The sequence below is a fragment of the Paenibacillus sp. J22R232 genome (genome assembly GCF_056269165.1).
Genome location: NZ_JBWDNK010000002.1, coordinates 64,996 through 84,963 on the forward strand (window position 1 = coordinate 64,996; position 19,968 = coordinate 84,963).

18 protein-coding genes are annotated in these 19,968 nt (G+C 51.5%); 12 read left to right on the top strand and 6 right to left on the bottom strand.

The window, feature by feature from the left end; genetic code table 11:
* The first annotated feature begins 46 nt into the window (after positions 1-46).
* From AC0YN3_RS06720 to AC0YN3_RS06730, 3 genes are all read left to right on the top strand, one after another.
* The gene (locus AC0YN3_RS06720) at positions 47-1,003 is read left to right on the top strand and encodes a sugar-binding transcriptional regulator (RefSeq protein WP_441944925.1); all 957 of its coding nucleotides are present in this window, start codon (positions 47-49) and stop codon (positions 1,001-1,003) included.
* Between the two features lie 126 nt (positions 1,004-1,129).
* Positions 1,130-1,756 (top strand): GyrI-like domain-containing protein, encoded by a 627-nt coding sequence (locus tag AC0YN3_RS06725; RefSeq protein WP_475774355.1) that lies wholly within the window; start codon positions 1,130-1,132, stop codon positions 1,754-1,756.
* Positions 1,757-1,936: 180 nt separating this feature from the next.
* Positions 1,937-2,305 carry an iron chaperone gene (locus AC0YN3_RS06730; RefSeq protein ID WP_475774356.1) on the top strand — a complete coding sequence of 123 codons (369 nt, stop codon included), beginning with the start codon at positions 1,937-1,939 and terminating at the stop codon, positions 2,303-2,305.
* 351 nt (positions 2,306-2,656) lie between these two features.
* Here AC0YN3_RS06730 and AC0YN3_RS06735 read toward each other — a convergent pair whose 3' ends face one another.
* The 5 genes from AC0YN3_RS06735 to blaOXA all read right to left on the bottom strand — a co-directional run bounded on the left by AC0YN3_RS06735 (position 2,657) and on the right by blaOXA (position 5,289).
* A complete protein-coding gene (locus AC0YN3_RS06735) occupies positions 2,657-3,091 on the bottom strand; it encodes a DoxX family protein (RefSeq protein ID WP_475774357.1) in 435 nt (144 codons plus the stop codon).
* A gap of 190 nt (positions 3,092-3,281) precedes the next feature.
* On the bottom strand, positions 3,282-3,431 hold the full coding sequence (locus AC0YN3_RS06740) for a hypothetical protein (protein ID WP_475774358.1): 150 nt from the start codon (positions 3,429-3,431) through the stop codon (positions 3,282-3,284).
* A 17-nt stretch (positions 3,432-3,448) separates the two neighbouring features.
* Positions 3,449-4,042: a TetR/AcrR family transcriptional regulator gene (locus tag AC0YN3_RS06745; protein ID WP_475774359.1), complete on the bottom strand. Its 594-nt coding sequence runs from the start codon at positions 4,040-4,042 to the stop codon at positions 3,449-3,451.
* A gap of 229 nt (positions 4,043-4,271) precedes the next feature.
* A complete protein-coding gene (locus AC0YN3_RS06750) occupies positions 4,272-4,451 on the bottom strand; it encodes a hypothetical protein (protein ID WP_475774360.1) in 180 nt (59 codons plus the stop codon).
* A 34-nt stretch (positions 4,452-4,485) separates the two neighbouring features.
* Positions 4,486-5,289 (bottom strand): class D beta-lactamase, encoded by an 804-nt coding sequence (blaOXA, locus tag AC0YN3_RS06755; RefSeq protein WP_475774361.1) that lies wholly within the window; start codon positions 5,287-5,289, stop codon positions 4,486-4,488.
* A 147-nt stretch (positions 5,290-5,436) separates the two neighbouring features.
* Between blaOXA and AC0YN3_RS06760 the strand changes: the two genes are divergently transcribed.
* The 5 genes from AC0YN3_RS06760 to AC0YN3_RS06780 all read left to right on the top strand — a co-directional run bounded on the left by AC0YN3_RS06760 (position 5,437) and on the right by AC0YN3_RS06780 (position 10,882).
* Positions 5,437-6,378, top strand: coding sequence for an aminotransferase-like domain-containing protein (locus tag AC0YN3_RS06760; protein WP_475774362.1), 942 nt, complete (start codon positions 5,437-5,439; stop codon positions 6,376-6,378).
* A 48-nt stretch (positions 6,379-6,426) separates the two neighbouring features.
* Entirely contained in the window at positions 6,427-6,816 is a 390-nt protein-coding gene (locus AC0YN3_RS06765) for an aminotransferase class I/II-fold pyridoxal phosphate-dependent enzyme (RefSeq protein WP_475774363.1), read from the top strand.
* A gap of 181 nt (positions 6,817-6,997) precedes the next feature.
* The gene (locus AC0YN3_RS06770; RefSeq protein WP_475774364.1) at positions 6,998-7,945 is read left to right on the top strand and encodes a helix-turn-helix transcriptional regulator; all 948 of its coding nucleotides are present in this window, start codon (positions 6,998-7,000) and stop codon (positions 7,943-7,945) included.
* Between the two features lie 65 nt (positions 7,946-8,010).
* Positions 8,011-8,565, top strand: a complete 555-nt coding sequence (locus tag AC0YN3_RS06775; RefSeq protein ID WP_475774365.1) for a DinB family protein — start codon at positions 8,011-8,013, stop codon at positions 8,563-8,565.
* A gap of 439 nt (positions 8,566-9,004) precedes the next feature.
* The gene (locus AC0YN3_RS06780; RefSeq protein ID WP_475774366.1) at positions 9,005-10,882 is read left to right on the top strand and encodes a discoidin domain-containing protein; all 1,878 of its coding nucleotides are present in this window, start codon (positions 9,005-9,007) and stop codon (positions 10,880-10,882) included.
* 376 nt (positions 10,883-11,258) lie between these two features.
* On the opposite strand, the gene AC0YN3_RS06785 is transcribed toward AC0YN3_RS06780, so the two are convergent.
* Positions 11,259-12,539, bottom strand: a complete 1,281-nt coding sequence (locus AC0YN3_RS06785) for a glycoside hydrolase family 125 protein (protein WP_475774367.1) — start codon at positions 12,537-12,539, stop codon at positions 11,259-11,261.
* A gap of 360 nt (positions 12,540-12,899) precedes the next feature.
* On the opposite strand from AC0YN3_RS06785, the gene AC0YN3_RS06790 reads away from it, so the two are divergent.
* The 4 genes from AC0YN3_RS06790 to AC0YN3_RS06805 all read left to right on the top strand — a co-directional run bounded on the left by AC0YN3_RS06790 (position 12,900) and on the right by AC0YN3_RS06805 (position 19,965).
* Positions 12,900-13,877: an ABC transporter permease gene (locus AC0YN3_RS06790; RefSeq protein WP_475774368.1), complete on the top strand. Its 978-nt coding sequence runs from the start codon at positions 12,900-12,902 to the stop codon at positions 13,875-13,877.
* Positions 13,878-13,892: 15 nt separating this feature from the next.
* Positions 13,893-14,804, top strand: coding sequence for a carbohydrate ABC transporter permease (locus AC0YN3_RS06795; RefSeq protein WP_475774369.1), 912 nt, complete (start codon positions 13,893-13,895; stop codon positions 14,802-14,804).
* A gap of 301 nt (positions 14,805-15,105) precedes the next feature.
* On the top strand, positions 15,106-16,719 hold the full coding sequence (locus tag AC0YN3_RS06800; RefSeq protein WP_475774370.1) for a type 2 periplasmic-binding domain-containing protein: 1,614 nt from the start codon (positions 15,106-15,108) through the stop codon (positions 16,717-16,719).
* Between the two features lie 117 nt (positions 16,720-16,836).
* Complete coding sequence (locus tag AC0YN3_RS06805) at positions 16,837-19,965, top strand: alpha-mannosidase (protein ID WP_475774371.1); 3,129 nt, start codon at positions 16,837-16,839, stop codon at positions 19,963-19,965.
* Positions 19,966-19,968 lie beyond the last annotated feature (3 nt).

The following is a 19,968-nucleotide window of genomic DNA, read 5'->3' on the forward strand; positions in this document are numbered from 1 at the left end:
GAAATGAGGAGAGCGGATAGTTATACACAGAAAGAGTTGAGCTTGGATGGCGGATGACCGAATGGATGAGAAGCTTAGCAAGATGATTGACGTAGCAAGGCTCTATTATGAATTAAATTATAACCAAGAGGAAATTGCGCAGAAGCTTGGCGTATCACGGCCCACCATATCAAGGTTTCTTCAGCAGGCAAAGGACGAGGGCTACGTACAGATTAAGATCGTGCACCCTAACGAAAACAACTTTGTGCTTGCCGAGCGGCTGCAATCCAAATTCGGGTTGAAAAAGGCCGTTATCGTTTCCGTTCCCCAATACGAGGACAGTATCGTCAAGCGCTACATCGGCGAGGCAGCTGCCGCCTATCTTTATGATACGGTTAGGGATGGTGACATTATCGCGACGACTTGGGGAACGACACTGTTTCAAATGGCGACGCAGCTGAAGGACAAGCCGGTTCGCGATGTAAAAGTCGTTCAGCTAAACGGCGGGGTCAGCCATTCCGAGACGAATACGTATGCCTATGAAATTGTTCATTTATTCGGAAAAGCGTTTCATACGATTCCGTATTTTATACCTTTGCCAGCGCTGGTCGATCATGAGGTCGTGAAGCGGACGATCGAGTCGGATCGGCATATTCGCAATATTTTGGAGCTGGGCAAGCTCTCCAATATCGCGGTCGTAACCGTCGGGGCGCCAACGGAGGATTCGGTGTTGATCCGGGCCAATTATTTCACGGATTCGGATTTGGAGGTCATTCGCTCGAAGGCGGCTGGGGACATATGCTCGCGCTATATCGACTCAACAGGCGCACTTTGCTCAGAGGAGCTTAATGAGCGTACAATCGGCATTAGTCTTGACGAGCTGAAGCGCAAGGAACAGTCAATTCTCGTAGCGGGCGGAGCGAAGAAGGTAAACGGGATATATGGAGCAATGCGCGGAGGCTATACGAACGTGCTTATTACGGATCAGTTTACGGGGCGATATTTGCTGGAGCGTGACATCTAATTGCCGGCGAGGTTTGTATTACGTTGAATGGGATGAATGAGCAGGAGAGATGCGGAAACTAGACATATTGCTGTCCACATACTCGTTCTATACTTATATCAATTGCGTATAGAGGAGAGATTAGTTATGAGCCGGAAAATAGAATATAAAAAGGATTACAAATCATTTTATGTGCCCAAAACGACCCCAGGAATCATAGAGATTACCGAGATGCCCTTTATTATGATTAGTGGAACGGGCGACCCTAATGGAGCGGAGTTCGCGCGGGTGACAGAAGCATTGTATAGCGTAGCTTATGCAGTGAAAATGTCATATAAAAGTGATGATGTGCCGGTCGGTTATTATGAATATACCGTTTTTCCGCTTGAGGGAATTTGGGACTTGGTTGATAAGTCAAAGCCGGCAACGGATAAAAGTAATTTAAAATATACGATCATGATTCGCCAGCCGGACTTTCTTACTGATGAGTTATTCGCAAAATTCGTAGAGCAGACCAAAAAGAAAAAGACAAATCCATACCTTGAGCAATTAAAATTCAAAAAAGCGAATGATGGCTTAAGCTGCCAAATGATGCATATCGGAAGTTTTGACGATGAACCGGAAAGCTTTGCAAGGATGGAAGCGTTCTGCAAGGAAAACGGATATGCGCGAGCGGACAAGACTCATCGGGAAATTTATTTATCTGATCCTCGAAAGACAGAAATGTCAAAGATGAAAACGGTATTAAGATTTCCTGTACAGCGTGTGGATTAGAATCCGCTTTACGCTTTAGTTAAGGCGATGAACCGAATATGGCAAAGGAAGCTATAGATCGATACAACAAAGAAAAAGAGAAAGAAATGAAAACGGAATAGGCTTATGAATGTAGTAATATAGGGGTATGAATATGGAAGCAAAACAAATACTATTATTTATAGTTTAGGAGGCTGCAGTATGGAAGTTTTCGCGGAATTTTTAGAACGTATTGCTAACCCGCAGCATCGGGAACGAGCGGAAGAGATTTTCGGTTGGATCAATAAGAAATATCCGAATTTAGTGCCTAAAATCGCGTGGAATCAGCCTATGTTTACTGATCACGGCACTTTTATTATTGGATTTAGCGCAGCTAAACAACATTTGGCGGTTGCCCCTGAGAAGGCAGGCATTAATCGTTTTTCTGATGATATTGTACAGGCTGGCTATGATCACACTAAGGAATTGGTGCGTATCAAATGGAATGCCCCGGTTGATTTCTCATTGCTGGAGAAGATGATCGAGTTCAATATTTTGGATAAGGCAGACTGTTCAACGTTTTGGCGGTAATAGCGAAATTCGGAAAGCTATTGTTTTATTTAACCGCTAAAATGAAGATCGTGATTACGAGGCTACCGGTAAGATTGGTAGCCTTATTAGGTTAGTGGAGGGATAGCATGCTTAGTCCTTTAAATGATGCTTTCCGACTGATAAAAAATTGCGATTGTAAACAGCATACCGATATATAAATTAATCCATTACAACGGCATTTAACTTCCTCATAAGTTTAGTATCGTTGAACGTAACTTGCTTTTTTGACTTGTTCGGTTATAAAGAAAAGACAGCGTGTAAAGAGCCAGCGCTGCCTTTGTAAATCAAACGTATCGTTATTTAACGGAGCTGCATGAGCAAGCCTCAGACTTAACCCGCTAAGAGAACCGCCGCGAGAAACACGAGCTGTAGTAATGTACGGACAAGCAGCTTTGGCGTAGGTCTCCCCCCGATAGTTAATCCTTCCCGGGCTGCCCTTACATTGGCAGGGAACATAGATACCAGTAGTACCGCCAAGCAGATGGAAGCCGCTCGGGAGGTTGCGGGGAACATGATGCCAATGGCTCCCGCAATTTCCAGCCACCCGGTTGCCGTCACAATCCAATTCGGTTTTGGAAAAGCAGCCGGGATCATCCGGATGAGATCAGGCCGTCTTTTTCCCCAGTGGGCGGAAGCTGTAAGCAGCAGCATGACGGCCACTGCTCCCTGAAGCGGAGAATGCCAATTATCGAAGTAAGACCAGCCGAACAGCCCGAGAACCCGGAATAGCAAAAACGAAACAACAAGCGCAAATAAAGGTAGCATTTTTATCCCTCCATTTAAAAGCTATCCGTTATCATGAGAAATAAAATGATGATCGGCAGTAATGTCGCGGCAATTCCGAAAATGGCCCAATAGCTGGACGCTTGATGATACTCTTTGGAGATATTTCCGCTTTCGATGCATTGAGCGCCATGGCGGATCATTCCGCGCTGCAGCGGGATGAGAAGGCTAATCAGGCCACACCGGTAACGGCAAACAAAATCAGCGGCAGCGTAAGCCAATTAAGCCCAGAAAGCGGCATTTTCGCCTGAACGGCCATCGCAACACCCGAGACAATGATGATCGCGATTCCTGGGAGCGTAAACGCATAATCGGCAAGCATGACCTTTCTTTCTGTATTTATCGAAATTTTAAAAGATTGACCATAAACGACGAATAATCTTGGGTATTGAAAGAGACCGAAGCTAAAGGAATTGAGGAGCGGACGCGCAAGCCGAGCGACAGTAGGACGAACATTTCGGCTGTTTTATCCGAATCAATCGTTTCCGAAATAACTCCATGCCGTTGGCCGGTCGAAATCCATTGTTTGGATAAATGCACAGAACGCTCATAATATTGAGTGAGGGCTTCTGCGACGATAGGCTCATCTTCCTTTCCGAGTAAATAGATCAGTACCTTGTTCGTTACGGCCTGAGCATCATCCAGTACTGAAAGACTGTCAATAATTTTTTGCATGGGCCCATCGAACGTTTTTTCGTTTTGTTCAACTACGTTCATAAAATGTTCGTTTGTTTCTTCGAGTCGCTCCTGCAATACCCAAGCAAAGATCTCGTCCTTGCTTTTCACGTAATGGAAAATAGCGCCCTTTGACAATCCCGATTTTCCCATGATGTCTTTCATCGTGACAGAGTGACACCCTTTTTCTCGTATCAGCTCTTTGGTCGAATCGAGGAGCAGCTTAGTTGTCTGCTGTCTACGTTCCTTTTGCTTCAAAGTAATCCCTCCGTGTTTTTTGACAACCTATTCGTCGATGAATGAGAATTTATATTCTCATTATAAATACCGACCATCGGTTTGTAAATAGGCGACGGGACTTATCCTGCCCGTCATATGGCTAAGTCTACAATTAGGTGATCATGAAACGGCTAGCATCACGACGCCGAGAACCGCCAGCAGGAGCAGCAGACATGCAAACCGCATGTCTGCTCTGACCTGGCGCTGATTAGAGAAGGGCTTCAATCCCCGTCACGGCTATGGCCTTGTACAGTAGCGTATTCAATGCCGGCAACAGAAGCAGGTAGGCTGCATGGCGTCCCGCCCGGTTGAATCTCGCATCAGCCAGCCAAGCTTCACCTTGAGCGGTCAGCCCTTCCGGAACGTCCACAGCTCGAACGTGCCGCATTCGGCGAACAGCATCGCATAAATGATACCGTGGCTCACAAAATGTGGAGGCACTTCAAGGCTTCTAGCGTGATCGTCTTGGCAGTCGTCCCGCTGCTGTCCACGTTAGCGGCGAATACCCAGTTGGTTTTCCCGTGCTCCACATAGCCCACATACCAGCCGAGGCCCATGTCGGACAGCCTCGTGCCGGTTTTGCCATGTACGGTATAGTTGTCCTGCTCATTATCAATCATGATGCGCTTGACAGTCTTCATCGTTTGCTCCTTGAAGGGTAGCGTCTCCTCCACCAGATCTTTGATGAAGCCGACTTGCTCCTCCGCCGAAATCTTCAGCGAGCTGTCCAGCCAAAAGGTATCGATGCCCCCGCTAATATCCATATTGCCGTAACGAATACGATCCACGTAGCTCCTCATCCTCTCCATTCCGATGTCCCGGGCCATCGCCTGGTAATACCAGATTGCGGATGCCCGCATTGCGGAAGCAAGCGTATGGTCCAGATTCCACACCTCGAACGGCCGGACGACGCCGTCCCACCGTTTCACTTCATATTCGTCCCGCACCGCTCCCACCTCGAGGCCGATCAATGCGTTCGGCACCTTGAATGACGATTCTGGCGTGAACCGCTGCTGGCTCCGTTCGGAATTGCAGACATAGACCCGGTCGGTCTTCAGGTTTTTGACGACCAAGGTGCCCTGCACGTCATGGAACAGCTCTTTGCAGGGGAGCTTCATCTCTTTCATGGCGGCATTTACGGGTATTGCGGCACTACCCGTTGCACTAGCGAATAGCAGGGTGACGATCGCTAGGACGACTCGGTTTTTCTTTCTACAGGTATTCAAGTTGCATTCCTCCTCGGTCTTCTTCATAATGGCAAAACAGCAAGGCTCGTGTCGACAACACTGAGTATATAGGAATGTACGGCTGGGCTGTACCGCTGTTTGCGGTGATTGTACCCGTACAGTTGGCAGGAAGGAGTGCGAGGGGAAATGCTGTATGAAGCAATTGTGGAACAGCTCTTGCGGGAGATGAAGGTTGGCAAGCTGAGGCCGGGGGACAAGCTGCCATCGATCCGGGAAGCGGCGGAAGCATTCGGTTGCAGCCGAAATACGGTGATTCGGGCATACGGGGAGCTTGAGAAGAGGCACAGGATTTATGCTGTTCCCCAGAGCGGCTATTACATCGCGCACCGCAGCTCAGGCGGGGATGAATCGAGAGGCTCGGGGGAGGTAGGCGTCATCGATTTCCAGTGGGCAGGCCCCGACCGAGGCGCCATGCCATACCGGGACTTCCAGCACTGCATGAACGAGGCCATCGAGAGGTACCGCGAGGATATGTTTACGTACTCGGAGGGGCAGGGCCACGCTATGCTGCGGCTCCAGCTGGCCCGGCATCTGCGAGATTTGCAGGTGTTCACGGCGCCGGAGCGCATCTATGTGGTGACTGGCTCTCAGCAGGCGCTGCATTTGCTGGTAGGGCTGCCTTTTCCGAACGGCAAGGGGAACATCGTCGTGGAACAGCCGGTGCATGCCGGTATGGTCGAATCGCTGCGGGGATATGGGGGCGAAGTGCACGGAATCCCGTACGAGGAAGGCGGCATGGATTTGGAGCGGCTGGAGGCGCTGTTCCGGGACCGGGACGTCAAGTTTTTCTACACCGTTTCGCGCTTCCACAACCCAACCGGGTATAGCCACACGAACGAAGCCCGGAAGCACATGGTCGAGCTGGCGAAGCGGTATGACGTGTACATCGTCGAGGATGATTACATGGGCGACCTGGATGGTGATCCGAGGAATGACCCCATGTTCGCATACGATCCGTCCGGGCGTGTCATCTATGTAAAAAGCTTCTCCAAAGTCATGCTTCCCGGCCTGCGCCTTGGGCTGGCCGTGCTTCCGGACGGGCTGCGGGAAGGGTTCCTGCGGGCGTAGGCCGCGGCTGACGTACATACGCCTTTGTTGACGCAGGGGGCGCTCGAGGTGTACCTAGAGAGCGGCATGTTCGCCGCCCATATCGGCCGGATGCGAGAGATATATCGCCGCAAAGCGGTACTGCTGCAGGAAGCATACCGCAAGCACCTGCCGCCGGGAACCACTTACACTCGGTCGTACTCCGGCTTCTATACCACGATCCGGATGCCGGCCCCGCTCCGGGCGCAGGCAGCGGCCGACTACCTGCTGCAACGCGGCGTAAGGGTCGATCCGGCCCAGCGCATGTACCTTCCGGAGTTCCGCCAAGAGGACGTTCTCCGGTTGAGCGTCTCGCAGGTAGATGAAGAACTCATCGAGCCCGGCATCCGTGCTATCGGTGACGGAATCCGGGAGCTGCTCCGACTGCGCGCGGGAGTGAGGTTTGTGAAGCGGCGGTAAGGGAATCTTCTAAATCAGAAGAAAATAAAGTTTAGACTGATTGTACTTCATTATGCTAACTGGCAGGATACCCTAGTGATATACTTTACATGTGATATAGGATGACCTCTCTGTTCTCTTGTAAAAAAGCCTGATAAGAACAACTCTGGTATAAACAATTTCTCGGAAAAGGGTGCAGTGCATGAACAAAACGGATCGTTTGTTAGCGATAGTGCTTGAGCTGCAGCGTAATGAAGTGTTACGAGCCGAGGATTTAGCCGCTACATTTGAAACAAGCGTGAGAACCATCTACAGGGATATTCAGGCTTTGAGTGAAGCTGGCGTATCCGTGATAGGAGCGCCAGGGCAGGGATATTCCTTAATGGAGGGGTATTTCCTGCCGCCAGTCAGTTTCACGGTGGAAGAAGCGGTGACATTACTCATCGGGACAGATTTTATCGAGCATTGGTTTGATGTTCACTATGGCAGTAAGTCTCGAACCTCTAGAGGGAAGATTGAAGCCATCCTACCGGAACCGATCCGAAGTGAGGCATCACGGATTCGCAAGAGCTTTCGATTGTTTGCTTCTGCTGAAGATATAGCACGAATACAAGAGAAGGCATACTTGGAAGCGATTCGTCGAGCGATACTGGAGGAAAGAAAAATAAGATTCCGCTATTCCAAAAGAATTGCCGAGGCTGATGGGAACCGCCAAAGTGTTCGTACGGTTGCTCCTTATGGATTTGTGCTTCATCAAGGGTCATGGGTACTCGTTGCACGGTGTGAATTGCGTCAAAACATCCGTCATTTCCGGTTGTCCCGGATGTCGGAGCTTACCGAGCTGGAAGATAGATTTAGGTTGCCAGCAGATTTTCTTTTAGATGTTTACCAGCCTCCAGACGATCGCGACGTCCGTGTGCGCATCTGGGTCCAACCCGACATTGCGGATAAGGTAAGGGAATCGAACAACTTCTATATAGAAACCATAGAGGAGCATACGGAAGGGTTGCTTGTGATCTTACGAGTTCGGCAGCCTGAGGAATTGCTGCATTGGGTGCTCGGCTGGGGAGGCGGAGTGGTTGTGCTGGAGCCGGAATCCTTCCGAAATCGGGTTAGAAACGAACTGGAAAAAACGTTAAAACGCTACTGACATAATGGTGTCAGTAGCGTTTTTGTATAGTTAGAGAAAAAAATGATTAGAGGCGATGGTGTAGGATGATTACAACAAAGTTAGCATTACAACGATTCGAGGAAACGGCGACACATTATATTCATGAATTGGATCAATTCAGTCTGGAGCAGCTGAGGCAAAAGCAAAGCGAGAACGAGTGGTCAATCGGACAGATGCTGCAACATCTCATAAACTCGGCGCTTCATTTGCAGCTTCGTAATATTGATCAATGCCTGATGCCAAGCCAAGATCCCAAGGTACCTCGAACGGAAAAAACAGAGGTTGGCGCGGCTATATTTTCTCAAGGAAGCTTCCCGCCCATTCGTATTCAAGTTCCGCCTTCCCCACAATATACTCCGGAGCAGCCGGAAAGCAAAGAGCAGCTAATTGAAGGCTTGCGCACTGTCATCCAGAGAATGCATGACATTGAGCCTACCCTTGAAAAAGTGTCCAAACAAAATAGAGTGTCCCATCCGAGATTCGGTGGATTGTGTGCGGAGGAATGGTTTCTGCTTGTTGAAATGCACTACCGGCACCATCTTCTGCAGCTGGACCGCTTAAAACAAGGATTGGTACGGGAAGCGACAATCCCTCTATGATTTATTATAGAGGTTTTCTTCGCGTCCATCTATTCGGAGCAGTGTCATGAAATGACTCTAGTTGTCCACGTTTAATTATGCTAAGATAGCAGTGGCTCACAATGTATTTTTTTGCATAAAATAGAACGTTGTGGCTATTTTTCTTTTCGCAAATCCGTTCAATCTCCTTTGTTTTGAGCTGTCGCGCTTCATCTTGCAATCCGTTATCTGCCTAAACATACGGTTCCAGATCTTAGATAACAAAGCATGATTCTGCGTTTTGTGAATAACATGATGAATGATGCAACAGTCCGTATTCTTCTGAAACGCTCTGCCTCTTCATGCCATGCCAGTTGATGCGACTATACGATGTTGTACGAACGGAAGCGTAAGGGTTATTTTGTTGGAAAGCCTGCGGTATCGAGAGCGTTAATCGTTAGGGTAGTAGAAGGGAGAACGAATGATGAAAGGTTCAGGACTTAGTAAGGGAAGTAAAAGGGTTGCAGCAAAGATAAGAGGTTATTTGATGGTGGCAGCTATCATCCTATCGTTAATGACAGCAGGGATTCCTGCATTCGCCGGACTCGATGACGGTAACGCATCCGGCCAACTGGTGGTGACTTATGACACCAACGGCGGCTCAGTAGTCCCACCTCAATTTGTGAGATCTGGAGGTAAAGTGGTTTTTCAGAGTATGCCGACAAAGGCGTGCTTCAACTTCGAAGGCTGGTATTACGACAGTGCGCTGACGCAACGATACAATGCTTCAGATGCAATTACTAATAGCCTAACGTTGTATGCGAAGTGGGTGGCTTCGAGTACAAATGCTCAATGCGGTAATGCTGCATTGACCTCGACGATCGGTACGGTAAGTACTGGCGGGACGGTGAATGAGACAATCACTGTCGCGAGTGGCGTCAAGTTAGCTGCGCTGAAGGCAGCGATCACGCCGTCGGCGAATGCAACGTTCGAAATCTACAATGCTGACGGGATAACGAAGGCGACGACGCTAGAGACAGGCATGAAGATCATCGTCAGCCCGCAGGCTGGGGCGAGTAAGGTGACGTATACGATAACGGTGAGCTCGCCGAATTTAGCTTTAAATAGACCCGCATCGGCTGACAGCGCGTGTATCCCCTCACAGAATGCGGCCAAAGCAGTCGACGGCAGCGTGATCAACGACAGCAAATGGTGCTCCATGTCCAGTAACCGTTGGCTTCAGATTGACCTCGGCTCCGTGAAGCAAGTGAGCCAATTTGTCATTAAGCACGCATCGGAAGGCGGACAGCCTGCTTCTTATAACACGAAGGCTTACAACATCCAAGTGAGCAGCAATGGTACTGCTTGGAATACGGTAGTTACTGTAAATAATAATACGAGTGGCGTTACGGTAAACAACATACCTGACACGCAGGCGCGATATATCAGATTGAATGTCACGACACCTACGCAAACTTCAGATTCTGCGGCAAGAATATATGATTTCGCGGTATTCGAGCAGCAAAATTTGGCATTGAATAAACCAGCGACGGTCGACAGCGTGTGCAAAGCCTCGCAGACCGCGGCCAAAGCTGTCGACGGCAGCGAAATCAATGATAGCAAATGGTGCTCCCTATCCAGCAACCGTTGGCTGCAGCTCGATCTTGGCTCCGTGAAGCAAGTGAACCAATTTATTATCAAGCATGCAGCAGAAGGCGGGGAGACGGCCGCATATAACACGAAGGCTTATCATATCCAAGTCAGTAATAACGGCAAGGATTGGAGCACAGTAGTCAAAGTGACCAATAATACGAAAAGCTTGACGGTAGACGATATCGCTCCAGTATCAGCGAGATATATCAAGTTGAACGTTACGACACCTACGCAAACCGCAAACCTTGCTGCTAGAATCTATGAGTTTCAGGTATTTGGACCCTCAAATGTGGCATTAAATAAGTCTGCAACGGCTGACAGTGCGTGCAACGCTTCGCAAACCGCTACCAAAGCCGTGGACGGCAGCTACAACAGTAATGACAAATGGTGCTCTCTGTCCAGCAGCCGTTGGCTGCAGCTAGATCTCGGCTCCGTGAAGCAAGTGAACCAATTTGTCATTAAGCACGCATCGGAAGGCGGAGAGACTGCCTCCTACAACACAAAGGCTTACAATATTCAGGTTAGCGCTGATGGTGTGAATTGGAAGCAGGCAGTAAACGTAACTAACAATACGGGCGGCATTACAGTAGACAAGATTACTGTAGTATCGGCCAGATATATCAAGTTAAACGTTACGACGCCTACGCAAACCCAAAACACTGCAGCAAGAATTTATGAGTTTGAGGTATACGGACCTTCAAATTAGGCATTATATAAACCCGCTGCAACGGATGGAACTGACCGCTATTATGAGACAGGAATGGCATAACGTAATCTTAGCAAGAGAAACGATTCGTGTATCCGTTTGAGGGGAAACAATGACGAGCGAGGAGAAAGCGGAGGGCAGCACAAATAGTAAAAAAAACCTCGAACGCCGATAGAAACCTTGTTTACGGAGATTACGGAATAAGCAAATAACCCGATCATGTGCAGTTGTACCGCATATTCGCCACAAGAAACAGGCAGGCCACTTGGCCTGCCTGTTTGGGTTATGCATGCATGATCGCTAATGGCAGAATGATAAAACAATCGGGCTAGGGCTAGTTGTTGCGGCTAGTCCTGAGCACGTCAGGCTATATTTACTACACCAATCCGCGATCCATCGCCTTGACGATTAGGGTGGCGAACAGGCTGTTGGACCAGGCGAACCATGGACGAGAGAAGTCCGTCGGGTCGTCGGGGTGGAAACCCTCGTGCATGTAGCCGGTATCGGCGTCGGTGTTCACCAGCATGTCGATCAGCTCGCGAATCTCGTTGTCGTCGTCGGAGGTGAGCGCCTGCATGGAGAGAGCCATATGCCATACATAGCCTCCCGGAGTGTGCGGGCTGCCGATGCCGCGCGCATGCTTGCCCTCAAAGTAGAACGGATTGTCAAAGCTCAGCGCAAACCGCCGCGTGTTCTGATAGACTGGATCGTCGGTGCCGGTGTAGCCGATATACGGGATCGAGATGAGCCCTGGCGTACCGGCGTCGTCCATCAGGCAGTAATTGCCGAAGCCGTCCGTCTCGTATGCGTAGATGGGGCCATATTTAGGATGATTCACAATGCCGTAGGCGCGGATACCGAAGTCGATTTCCTTGCGCAGCTTCTCGGCCCGCTCGGCCAGCCGTTCGTCCTTGAAGATCTCGCTGGCGATCTGACGGATATGCCCGAGTACTACTACGGCGAACATATTGTTCGGAATGTTGTAGCCAAATAGACAAGCATCATCGCTCGGGCGGAAAGCGGACCAGGTCATGCCGGTATAGTTGACGGGAAGGCCGCGGCCGTCGTTTTGCAGCGTCTCGGTTTCCTGATGGGTATCGCGGATAAAATGGTACGGCGACCGTTCCATATGCCGCTGCTCGGTGATCATGAGATTAACGGCGGACGTAAGCGCACGGTAGCAGGTATCGGTGAACACATCGGTGCGCCCGGTCTCTTGCCAATAGGAGTACAGCAGCTGTACCGGGAAACAGAGCGAGTCAAGCTCATACTTGCGCTCCCACATCCAAGGATTCAAATCGCAGTCATCGCTTGCTCGGTAGTGCGCATCGCTGGCTGTTTCATTGAAGGCATTGGTATACGGATCGATGGTCAGATAGAACATCTGGCGGGCAATCAGTCCGCTCAGGATGCGCTGGAGCTCTTCGTCCTCTCTGGCGAGCGGCAGATAATGCCGTACTTGCTCGGTGGAGTCGCGCAGCCACATCGCCGGGATGTCGCCGGTGAAGACGAAGGTTGTGCCGTCATCGAGCAGCTTGGTTGTCGTCTCAAGCGTGTTGGGATAACAGTTGCGGAACAGCCGCTGCAGCTTGGGCCGGTGGGCCAGCCGCTCATCGGCTAGGTCAAGGAACTGAGTTATGGATGCAGGTACAGTCATGGGGTGGACAACCTCCTGTAGAGATGTAATCGTTCTCAAGAAAGGATGTCACACCCCGCAGCAAAGCACAATATGTATCATTTGAAGGTGGAATGTGAGGTAAAATACAACACATTTTGCTCCTGACAATGACAATTCGGGGATCGCGCTTCAATTGATGAAAGCCTTGTCATACTTGCTATGACGGGCTTTTTGGCATGACAATGCACATTCGACATATTTACCAAAGCCATCATGTTTCCTACAATTTGACGTATGAGCTAGGCAAGACGGATATGAATGCGCTTGCTTTAAGAAACATCAGCCGCCGTCCTGCGAGGGCGGTACGAGGCTGAGCCAAAAGAAAGGAGAAGATACGATTTGAAAGCAAGTCATGAGCTGTCGCTCCAGACAAAGCCGGGAATCAAGAAAACCTCCTGGCGAAAAAGAATCATGCACAATTGGGAGCTCTACCTATTCATCGCACCGTGTTTATTGTATTTCATTATTTTTCATTACGTACCGATGTACGGGGTTCAGATCGCCTTCAAAAACTTCCTTCCATCTAAGGGCATAGCCGGAAGCGATTCTAAGGGCATAGCCGGAAGCGATTGGATCGGTTTCGACCATTTCGAACGTTTTTTCAATTCCTATTATTTCTGGGATTTGCTGTGGAATACGCTCAGCCTCAGTTTGTATGAGTTGGCGGTTGGTTTCCCGCTGCCGATTATTCTGGCGCTGGCGTTCAACGAGATCAAGAATGGTGCTTTTAAAAAAAGCGTGCAAACGGTTACTTATGCGCCGCATTTTATTTCCATCGTGGTCATGGCGGGGATGATCATCACGTTCCTGAGTCCATCCTCGGGAATCCTGATCCGAATGATTGAGTGGATCGGCTTAGAGCCGGCTTCGTTTCTGGAGGATCCGCGTTGGTTTAAGACGGTCTACGTCTTCTCGGGCGTATGGCAAAGCGCGGGATGGGGCACGATCATCTATCTTGCCGCCTTGTCGAGCGTCGATCCTCAGCTGCATGAAGCGGCCATCGTCGATGGCGCGAGTCGCCTCAAGCGGGTGCTTCATATCAATATCCCGACGATTATCCCGACGATCTCGATCCTGCTGATCCTGAACGTGGGCAATATCCTCGGCGTCGGCTACGAGAAAATCTTGCTGCTGCAAAACTCGCTGAACATCGAATCCTCCGATGTCATATCGACCTTTGTGTACAGGTCAGGTCTGCTGAACAATCAGCTCAGCTTTTCTACGGCAGTAGGTTTATTCAACTCCGTGGTTAATGCAATCCTGCTTATAACGGTCAACCGAATCGCTAAAAAGACAAGCGACAACAGTTTGTGGTAATAGGAGGTCACATCGATGATATCGGCAATTAAAGAATCCAAAGGGGACAAGATTTTTCTTGTCCTGGTCTATCTCTTCTTGACAGCGGCGCTCATCGTCGTGCTCTACCCGCTGATCTACATGCTCAGCGCATCAATTAGTACACCCAAGTACGTGAACTCCGGCGAGATGTGGCTATTGCCTAAAGGCGTGACGCTGGAAGGCTTCAAGCTCGTTTTCGAGAATGCCAAGATATGGATGGGCTACCGCAACACGATTTTCTACACCATTATCGGAACCTTGATCAACTTGGCGGTGACACTGCCGGCTGCGTATGCGCTAAGCCGCAGCGACTTTTTTGGCCGCCAGTTCTTTATGATTTTGATCCTGATTACTATGTTTTTCAGTGGCGGCTTGGTGCCGATGTACCTGGTCGTGAAGGATCTCGGCATGATCAACTCGATGTGGGCGATGATCCTGCCGGTCTCCGCATCCGTGTGGAACATCATCGTAGCCCGGACGTTCTTCCAGTCTACGATCCCTAAGGAGCTGCAGGAGGCTGCTCATATTGACGGCTGTACCAATATGAGGCTGTTTTTCCAGATCGTGCTGCCGTTGTCTGCGCCAATCATCGCCGTCATGGCGCTGTTCTATGGCGTCGGGCACTGGAACAGCTATTTCCCCGCCTTGATCTATCTTAATGACGATACCAAGTTTCCGCTGCAGATGGTGCTCCGGCAAATTCTCGTGCTCCAGCAGATGGGCGCGGAAGCGAACGGAGCGGCGCTAAGCGGCGAGATGGCGCAGCTGGCCGCCTCTAAGGCAGAGGTCGCCTCGTTGGTGAAATACGCCGTCATCATTGTCTCTACGCTGCCAATCATCGCCGTTTATCCGTTTCTGCAGCGCTACTTCGTGCAAGGCATGATGATCGGATCGGTGAAGGGCTAAGGGGAGGGCCGGCTTTCCCGCCGGCTTAGCTGCCTAAAGAAGCCACCAATCGAACGGCGGGCCAGCACCACCCGATGTACTGGCAGACCGGTACCACCTTATGTATAGGCAGAACCGCAATTGGCGGAATGTTGGTCGTCATACGGAACGACGGCAATTTCATGCATTAATAACCGATGATTGGGTCTTTCCCTATACGGCTTTCATTTTTTTCTTCAATGTATATCCGAATTTAGGGAAACCCCACCAACTCGTTTATTATAGGAACCAATAGCTTTTTACCAAAAGGAGGAGCTTGTAAATGAAAACAGTAAAAAAAGGGTTGGGTCTGATGCTTGCTGGCGTGATGCTGGCTAGTTTATTGTCTGGCTGCGGCTCGGCAGAAGAGAAAGATGCTGGTAACAAACCAAGCAAGACCGCGGACAAAGTGAGCAAGGAAGGCTTCCCGGTGGTTAACGAGCCGATGACGCTCACCATGATGGGACCTGATGTCGGCATCCAGAACTGGGACAAGATGCCGCTGTTTGAAGAAATGGAGAAGCTGACGGGGATTCACATGGAGTTCCAAAACGCGCCTAAGGACGCCTTTGAGACGAAGAAAAGCCTTGTGCTCGTCAGCGGTACTTATCCCGATATTTTTTATGCGGCGGGATTGACCCCGGCGGAGCAGATGAATTATGGCGGACAGGGCATTCTCGTTCCGCTTGAGAATCTGATCGAGGGCTACGCGCCTAATATTAAAAAGCTTCTCGAAGAGAACCCGGATATCCGCAAATCGATCACCGCGCCGGACGGCCACATTTACGCGCTGCCGGTCATTGAATTCAACCAGCCCTGGTACCGCAATCCGCTATGGTACAACGGCGAGTTCCTAAAAGCGCTTGGCATGGACAAGCTGCCGGAAACGACCGAAGAGCTGTTTACGTACCTGAAGCGGGTCAAGGAAGAAGATCCGAACAAGAATGGCAAGGCCGATGAAATTCCGTTGTCCTCCGCTTCTCCGGGCAACAGCCTGCGGGATATCCGCACCTGGCTTCTCGGTGCCTTTGGCATCCATGAAGAAGAAATTTATATCGATGACAGCGATAAAGTTCACTATACGCCGATGGAAGAGGGCTACAAGGAATATCTGACTTATCTGAACCGTCTATGGAACGAAGAGCTGCTGGATCACGAGAGCTTCTCGCAAACGTCAGAGCAGCGCGAGGCTAAGGCGCGCAACAACCAGGTGGGCTTGTTCTCGGCCTGGACCGCCTTCCAGATGATGGGCGAAGAACCGAATACATCCGACCCCATGTTCAGTCCGGTAGTGAGCGACTTCGTGGATAAGCCGGCAATCGCCAAGAACAAAGGCATCAACACCGGCGCATTCGCTATCTCGAATTCGAATCCGTCGCCCGAGGCTTCCATGCGCTGGATTGACTATTCGTACTCGGTTGAAGGCGCAACCATGTTCAACAAAGGACCGGAAGGCATCCTGTGGCAATATACGGACAAAGAAAATTACGTAAAGGAATACTTGCCTGTGCCTGACGGCGGTGACCGAGAGGAATATCGCTCCAAAATTACGCCGAACTACGGTATCCCGGCTCCGACGATCAACCTTCCAGAGATCGACAAGGGTCTCTTGGGCGACGTGGACGCCTGGATCGCCAACGAGACCAAGACCAAGCTTCTCGACCGCGGCGCACGAATCCCGTTCCCTGTGCTGTTTTTGACGCCGGAAGAACAGGCTGAGGTTACGACCATGACCTCCGACCTCAACACATACGTGCGTCAGATGGAAGCCAAGTTCGTAACCGGCGCCGAGCCGATTGCTAATTGGGACAAGTATGTCGGCACAATCAAAAAGATGGGCGGCGAACGCATGGCTGAGATTTACCAAGCAGCCTATGACCGCTGGAAGGCCAACTAAGCACCGGACCTTATCATCGATTGAAAACTCTCCGAGGCTTCTGCTGTCGGAGAGTTTTTCTTTCAAACCTAAGTAAGCAGGGGCTTGTGAGGCATTAATCAGAAGGAGGGGACCATATTGAAACGTTTTGCGCGTTTTATCCAATTTCTTGACCGCGGGCAGTGGTTGGAAAAGAGGCTGATCGAGGAATGGGCTATCCGGGAGAAACGTTACATGGCTCAGGGGGTCTATGAAGAGATTGCCAAGGGGGAGAAGGAAAGCCAGGTCGACCGGCTCACGGGAGGAGCAGGCACGACTTATTTCCTCAGCAAGTCGCTGGCGGTTCCCGCGGACTGGGCGCAGGAAGATACGGCATTGTTGTACTATGGCACCGGCGAAGGCCTTCTCTGCATCGACGGATTGCCCTACCACGGGCTTGACCGCAACCATTGGTTTATCCCTCTGCCAGAGGCGCAAGAGGGAAGGCTGCTGCTTGACATCGAGTTGTTTGATCCATTCCCCGAACCTGTGGATCAGCTGAATAATCAGGCTCCGGTTCGACCGCCGATGCAAAGCGCGAAATTCGAGCTTGCGTTGATCAACCGTCCGGTCTATAGCTTGCTGCATAGCGTGAGAATGGTGCATGAGGCAGCAGTGCTGCTTTCCGAGAGCGATATGCGCCGTATACGCCTAGAGCGGGCACTGGAGAGGGCTATGGACGCTTTGTATCCTCAGCAGGAGAAACTTCACGATGCGGAACGAGTCATTTCGGTCGAGCAAAGCCTGAGAGAGGCTGCGGGACGGGAGCAGGCGCCGGATGGCCGCGACGGCGTTATGCACATGGTCGGGCAATCGCATATCGACGTGGCCTGGCTATGGCCGCTTAAGGAGACCCAGCGCAAGGTCGGCCGCACCTTTTCCACCGTTTGCGCGCTGATGGACCGGTATCCCGATTTCACCTACTCGCAAAGCCAGCCTCAATTGTACGCTTACGCCAAGGCGTATTATCCGGAGCTGTACGAACGGATCAAAGCAAGGGTGGCCGAGGGGCGCTGGGAGCTGGTCGGAGGCATGTGGGTCGAGCCCGACCTCAATATTCCTTCCGGCGAATCGCTTGTGCGGCAAATTCTCTACGGGCAGCGCTTCTATGAGAAGGAATTCGGCAAACGATCGACGATCGAGTGGCTGCCCGACACGTTCGGGTATTGCGCCTCGCTGCCGCAGCTTCTGAAGCAAGCCGGCATTGATTATTTCATGACCACCAAGCTGGGCTGGAACGATACGAATGTATTTCCGCACACCCTGTTCAACTGGGTCGGCATCGATGGCACGTCAGTGGTAGCTTACCAGAACCATGGGTTGAACGAGCATACGCGTCCTCTTGATGTGCAGAGCCATTGGCAGGCCTTCGCCAATAAGGACAGCCATGAAGAATTGATGCTGCTGTACGGCCACGGTGACGGCGGAGGCGGCGTTACTCACGAGATGCTGGAAAATATCGAGCGGGCGGACCTGATGATCGGTCAACCGGCCAGCCGCCTTTCCACGGCGGAGGTCTTCTTCGCTGAGATTGGAAGGACGCGTCCCGTGCTTCCCGAGTGGAACGGCGATCTCTACTTGGAACTGCACAGAGGAACACTCACCACGCAGGCTTACAACAAGCGCAGCAACCGCAAGGCAGAGCAGCTGTACCGCAAAGCGGAAATCTGGAGCCGCTTCGCGGAGCTCGGCGGTGCAAAGTCCGCGGCGATGGATGGACTCCAGGAAGGCTGGGAGCTGATGCTGCTCAACCAGTTCCATGATATCATCCCGGGCACGGCTATTCCCGAGGTATACACGACCTCCAGGGAGCAATACGAGCGAGTGTTCCAGTTAGGCGAGCAGGCGCTGGACGAGGGACTTTCGGCGCTGGCAGCCGAGATGAACACCGAGGGAGAGGGCAGGCCATACGCCGTCTTTAACAGCCAGGGCTGGGCGCGGACCGGTATCGTCCTACTTGAAGGCGACAGTCGACTGGCCGGCATGGAGGTCTGGGACGACGAAGGCGCATTGCCGAGCGATGTCCGGTCGGTTGACGAGGCGGCGGGCTTAACGACGTTGGCCGTTCAGGTGAGGGATGTGCCCGCCTTTGGCTGCCGGATCATCTGGCTTCGACCGAAAACGGATCGGCAAGCTTCCGGAACTGCCGCAGATGGCATTGACGCGTTCCCGGACGCATGGGAAACGGACCGCTGGCTGCTGCAATTCAACGAGCATGGCGAGATTACAAGCTGGCTGGACAAGACGGCGGGCCGCGAGCTGATCCCAGACGGCGAACGGGCCAACGAGTTGCAGCTGTTCCACGATACACCGGTGGAATGGGATGCTTGGGACCTGGATTCCCGTTTCGAGCAGCAGCCTGCCGGCAAGGCCGTATTGCTGGAGAGGTCCGTGGCGGTGCAAGGCGAGACGCTCGACGTGCTGCGCTTCCGCTGGCGCATCGGCCGCTCTATCGTTGAGCAGGACATGGTGCTCTACAAGCATACCGGCCGCGTGGATTTTATTACCCGGGCCGATTGGCAGGAGGATTATAAAGTGCTGAAGGCGGCGTTCCCCGTGGACATTCTGGCGACTCAGGCGACCTACGAGATTCCGTTCGGAGCCCTTACGCGTCCTACACACCGCAATACGAGCTGGGAGCAAGCGCAGTTCGAAGTGTGCGGACACCGGTTCGCCGATTTATCGGAAAACGGATATGGCGTCAGCCTGCTGAACGACTGCAAATACGGCTACGATATCCATGGAGGCGTGATGAGGCTCACGCTGCTGCGCGCGCCGGCATGGCCGGACAAGCAGGCCGACCGCGGCAAGCATACGTTCACTTATTCGCTTTATCCGCATGCCGGAGACTGGCGTCAGAGCCACGTTGTCCGCGAGGCGGCGGACTTGAACGAGCCGCTGCAGGCTTTTGCCACCGACCCCCATCCGGGAATTCGCGGCACGTCGCATGCCTGGCTGTCCTTTGCGAGCGAGCATGTTCATCTCGATACGATCAAAAAAGCCGAGGATGGCAGCGGAACCATCATTCGCATGTACGAGTCCGGCGGCGGCCGCGATACGGCGGTACTGCTCGGCTTGCCGGATTCGGCGCCCATCTCCCAAGTCAATCTTCTGGAGGATGAGACCAGCTTGCTGACCGCAGCAGGCGGGCAGCTGGATCTTACTTTCCGGCCTTATGAAGTCAAGACCATCAAAATTACTAACAGTGCGCCTGCACAGGAGGAATAATCC

Bases quoted from the DNA above. Each gene is read 5' to 3' on its own strand.
- AC0YN3_RS06720 (WP_441944925.1), top strand. From the start codon at position 47: ATGGCGGATGACCGAATGGATGAGAAGCTTAGCAAGATGATTGACGTA.
- AC0YN3_RS06725 (WP_475774355.1), top strand. From the start codon at position 1,130: ATGAGCCGGAAAATAGAATATAAAAAGGATTACAAATCATTTTATGTG.
- AC0YN3_RS06730 (WP_475774356.1), top strand. From the start codon at position 1,937: ATGGAAGTTTTCGCGGAATTTTTAGAACGTATTGCTAACCCGCAGCAT.
- AC0YN3_RS06735 (WP_475774357.1), bottom strand. From the start codon at position 3,091: ATGCTACCTTTATTTGCGCTTGTTGTTTCGTTTTTGCTATTCCGGGTT.
- AC0YN3_RS06740 (WP_475774358.1), bottom strand. From the start codon at position 3,431: ATGCTTGCCGATTATGCGTTTACGCTCCCAGGAATCGCGATCATCATT.
- AC0YN3_RS06750 (WP_475774360.1), bottom strand. From the start codon at position 4,451: ATGCGGCACGTTCGAGCTGTGGACGTTCCGGAAGGGCTGACCGCTCAA.
- AC0YN3_RS06760 (WP_475774362.1), top strand. From the start codon at position 5,437: ATGCTGTATGAAGCAATTGTGGAACAGCTCTTGCGGGAGATGAAGGTT.
- AC0YN3_RS06770 (WP_475774364.1), top strand. From the start codon at position 6,998: ATGAACAAAACGGATCGTTTGTTAGCGATAGTGCTTGAGCTGCAGCGT.
- AC0YN3_RS06775 (WP_475774365.1), top strand. From the start codon at position 8,011: ATGATTACAACAAAGTTAGCATTACAACGATTCGAGGAAACGGCGACA.
- AC0YN3_RS06780 (WP_475774366.1), top strand. From the start codon at position 9,005: ATGATGAAAGGTTCAGGACTTAGTAAGGGAAGTAAAAGGGTTGCAGCA.
- AC0YN3_RS06785 (WP_475774367.1), bottom strand. From the start codon at position 12,539: ATGACTGTACCTGCATCCATAACTCAGTTCCTTGACCTAGCCGATGAG.
- AC0YN3_RS06795 (WP_475774369.1), top strand. From the start codon at position 13,893: ATGATATCGGCAATTAAAGAATCCAAAGGGGACAAGATTTTTCTTGTC.
- AC0YN3_RS06800 (WP_475774370.1), top strand. From the start codon at position 15,106: ATGAAAACAGTAAAAAAAGGGTTGGGTCTGATGCTTGCTGGCGTGATG.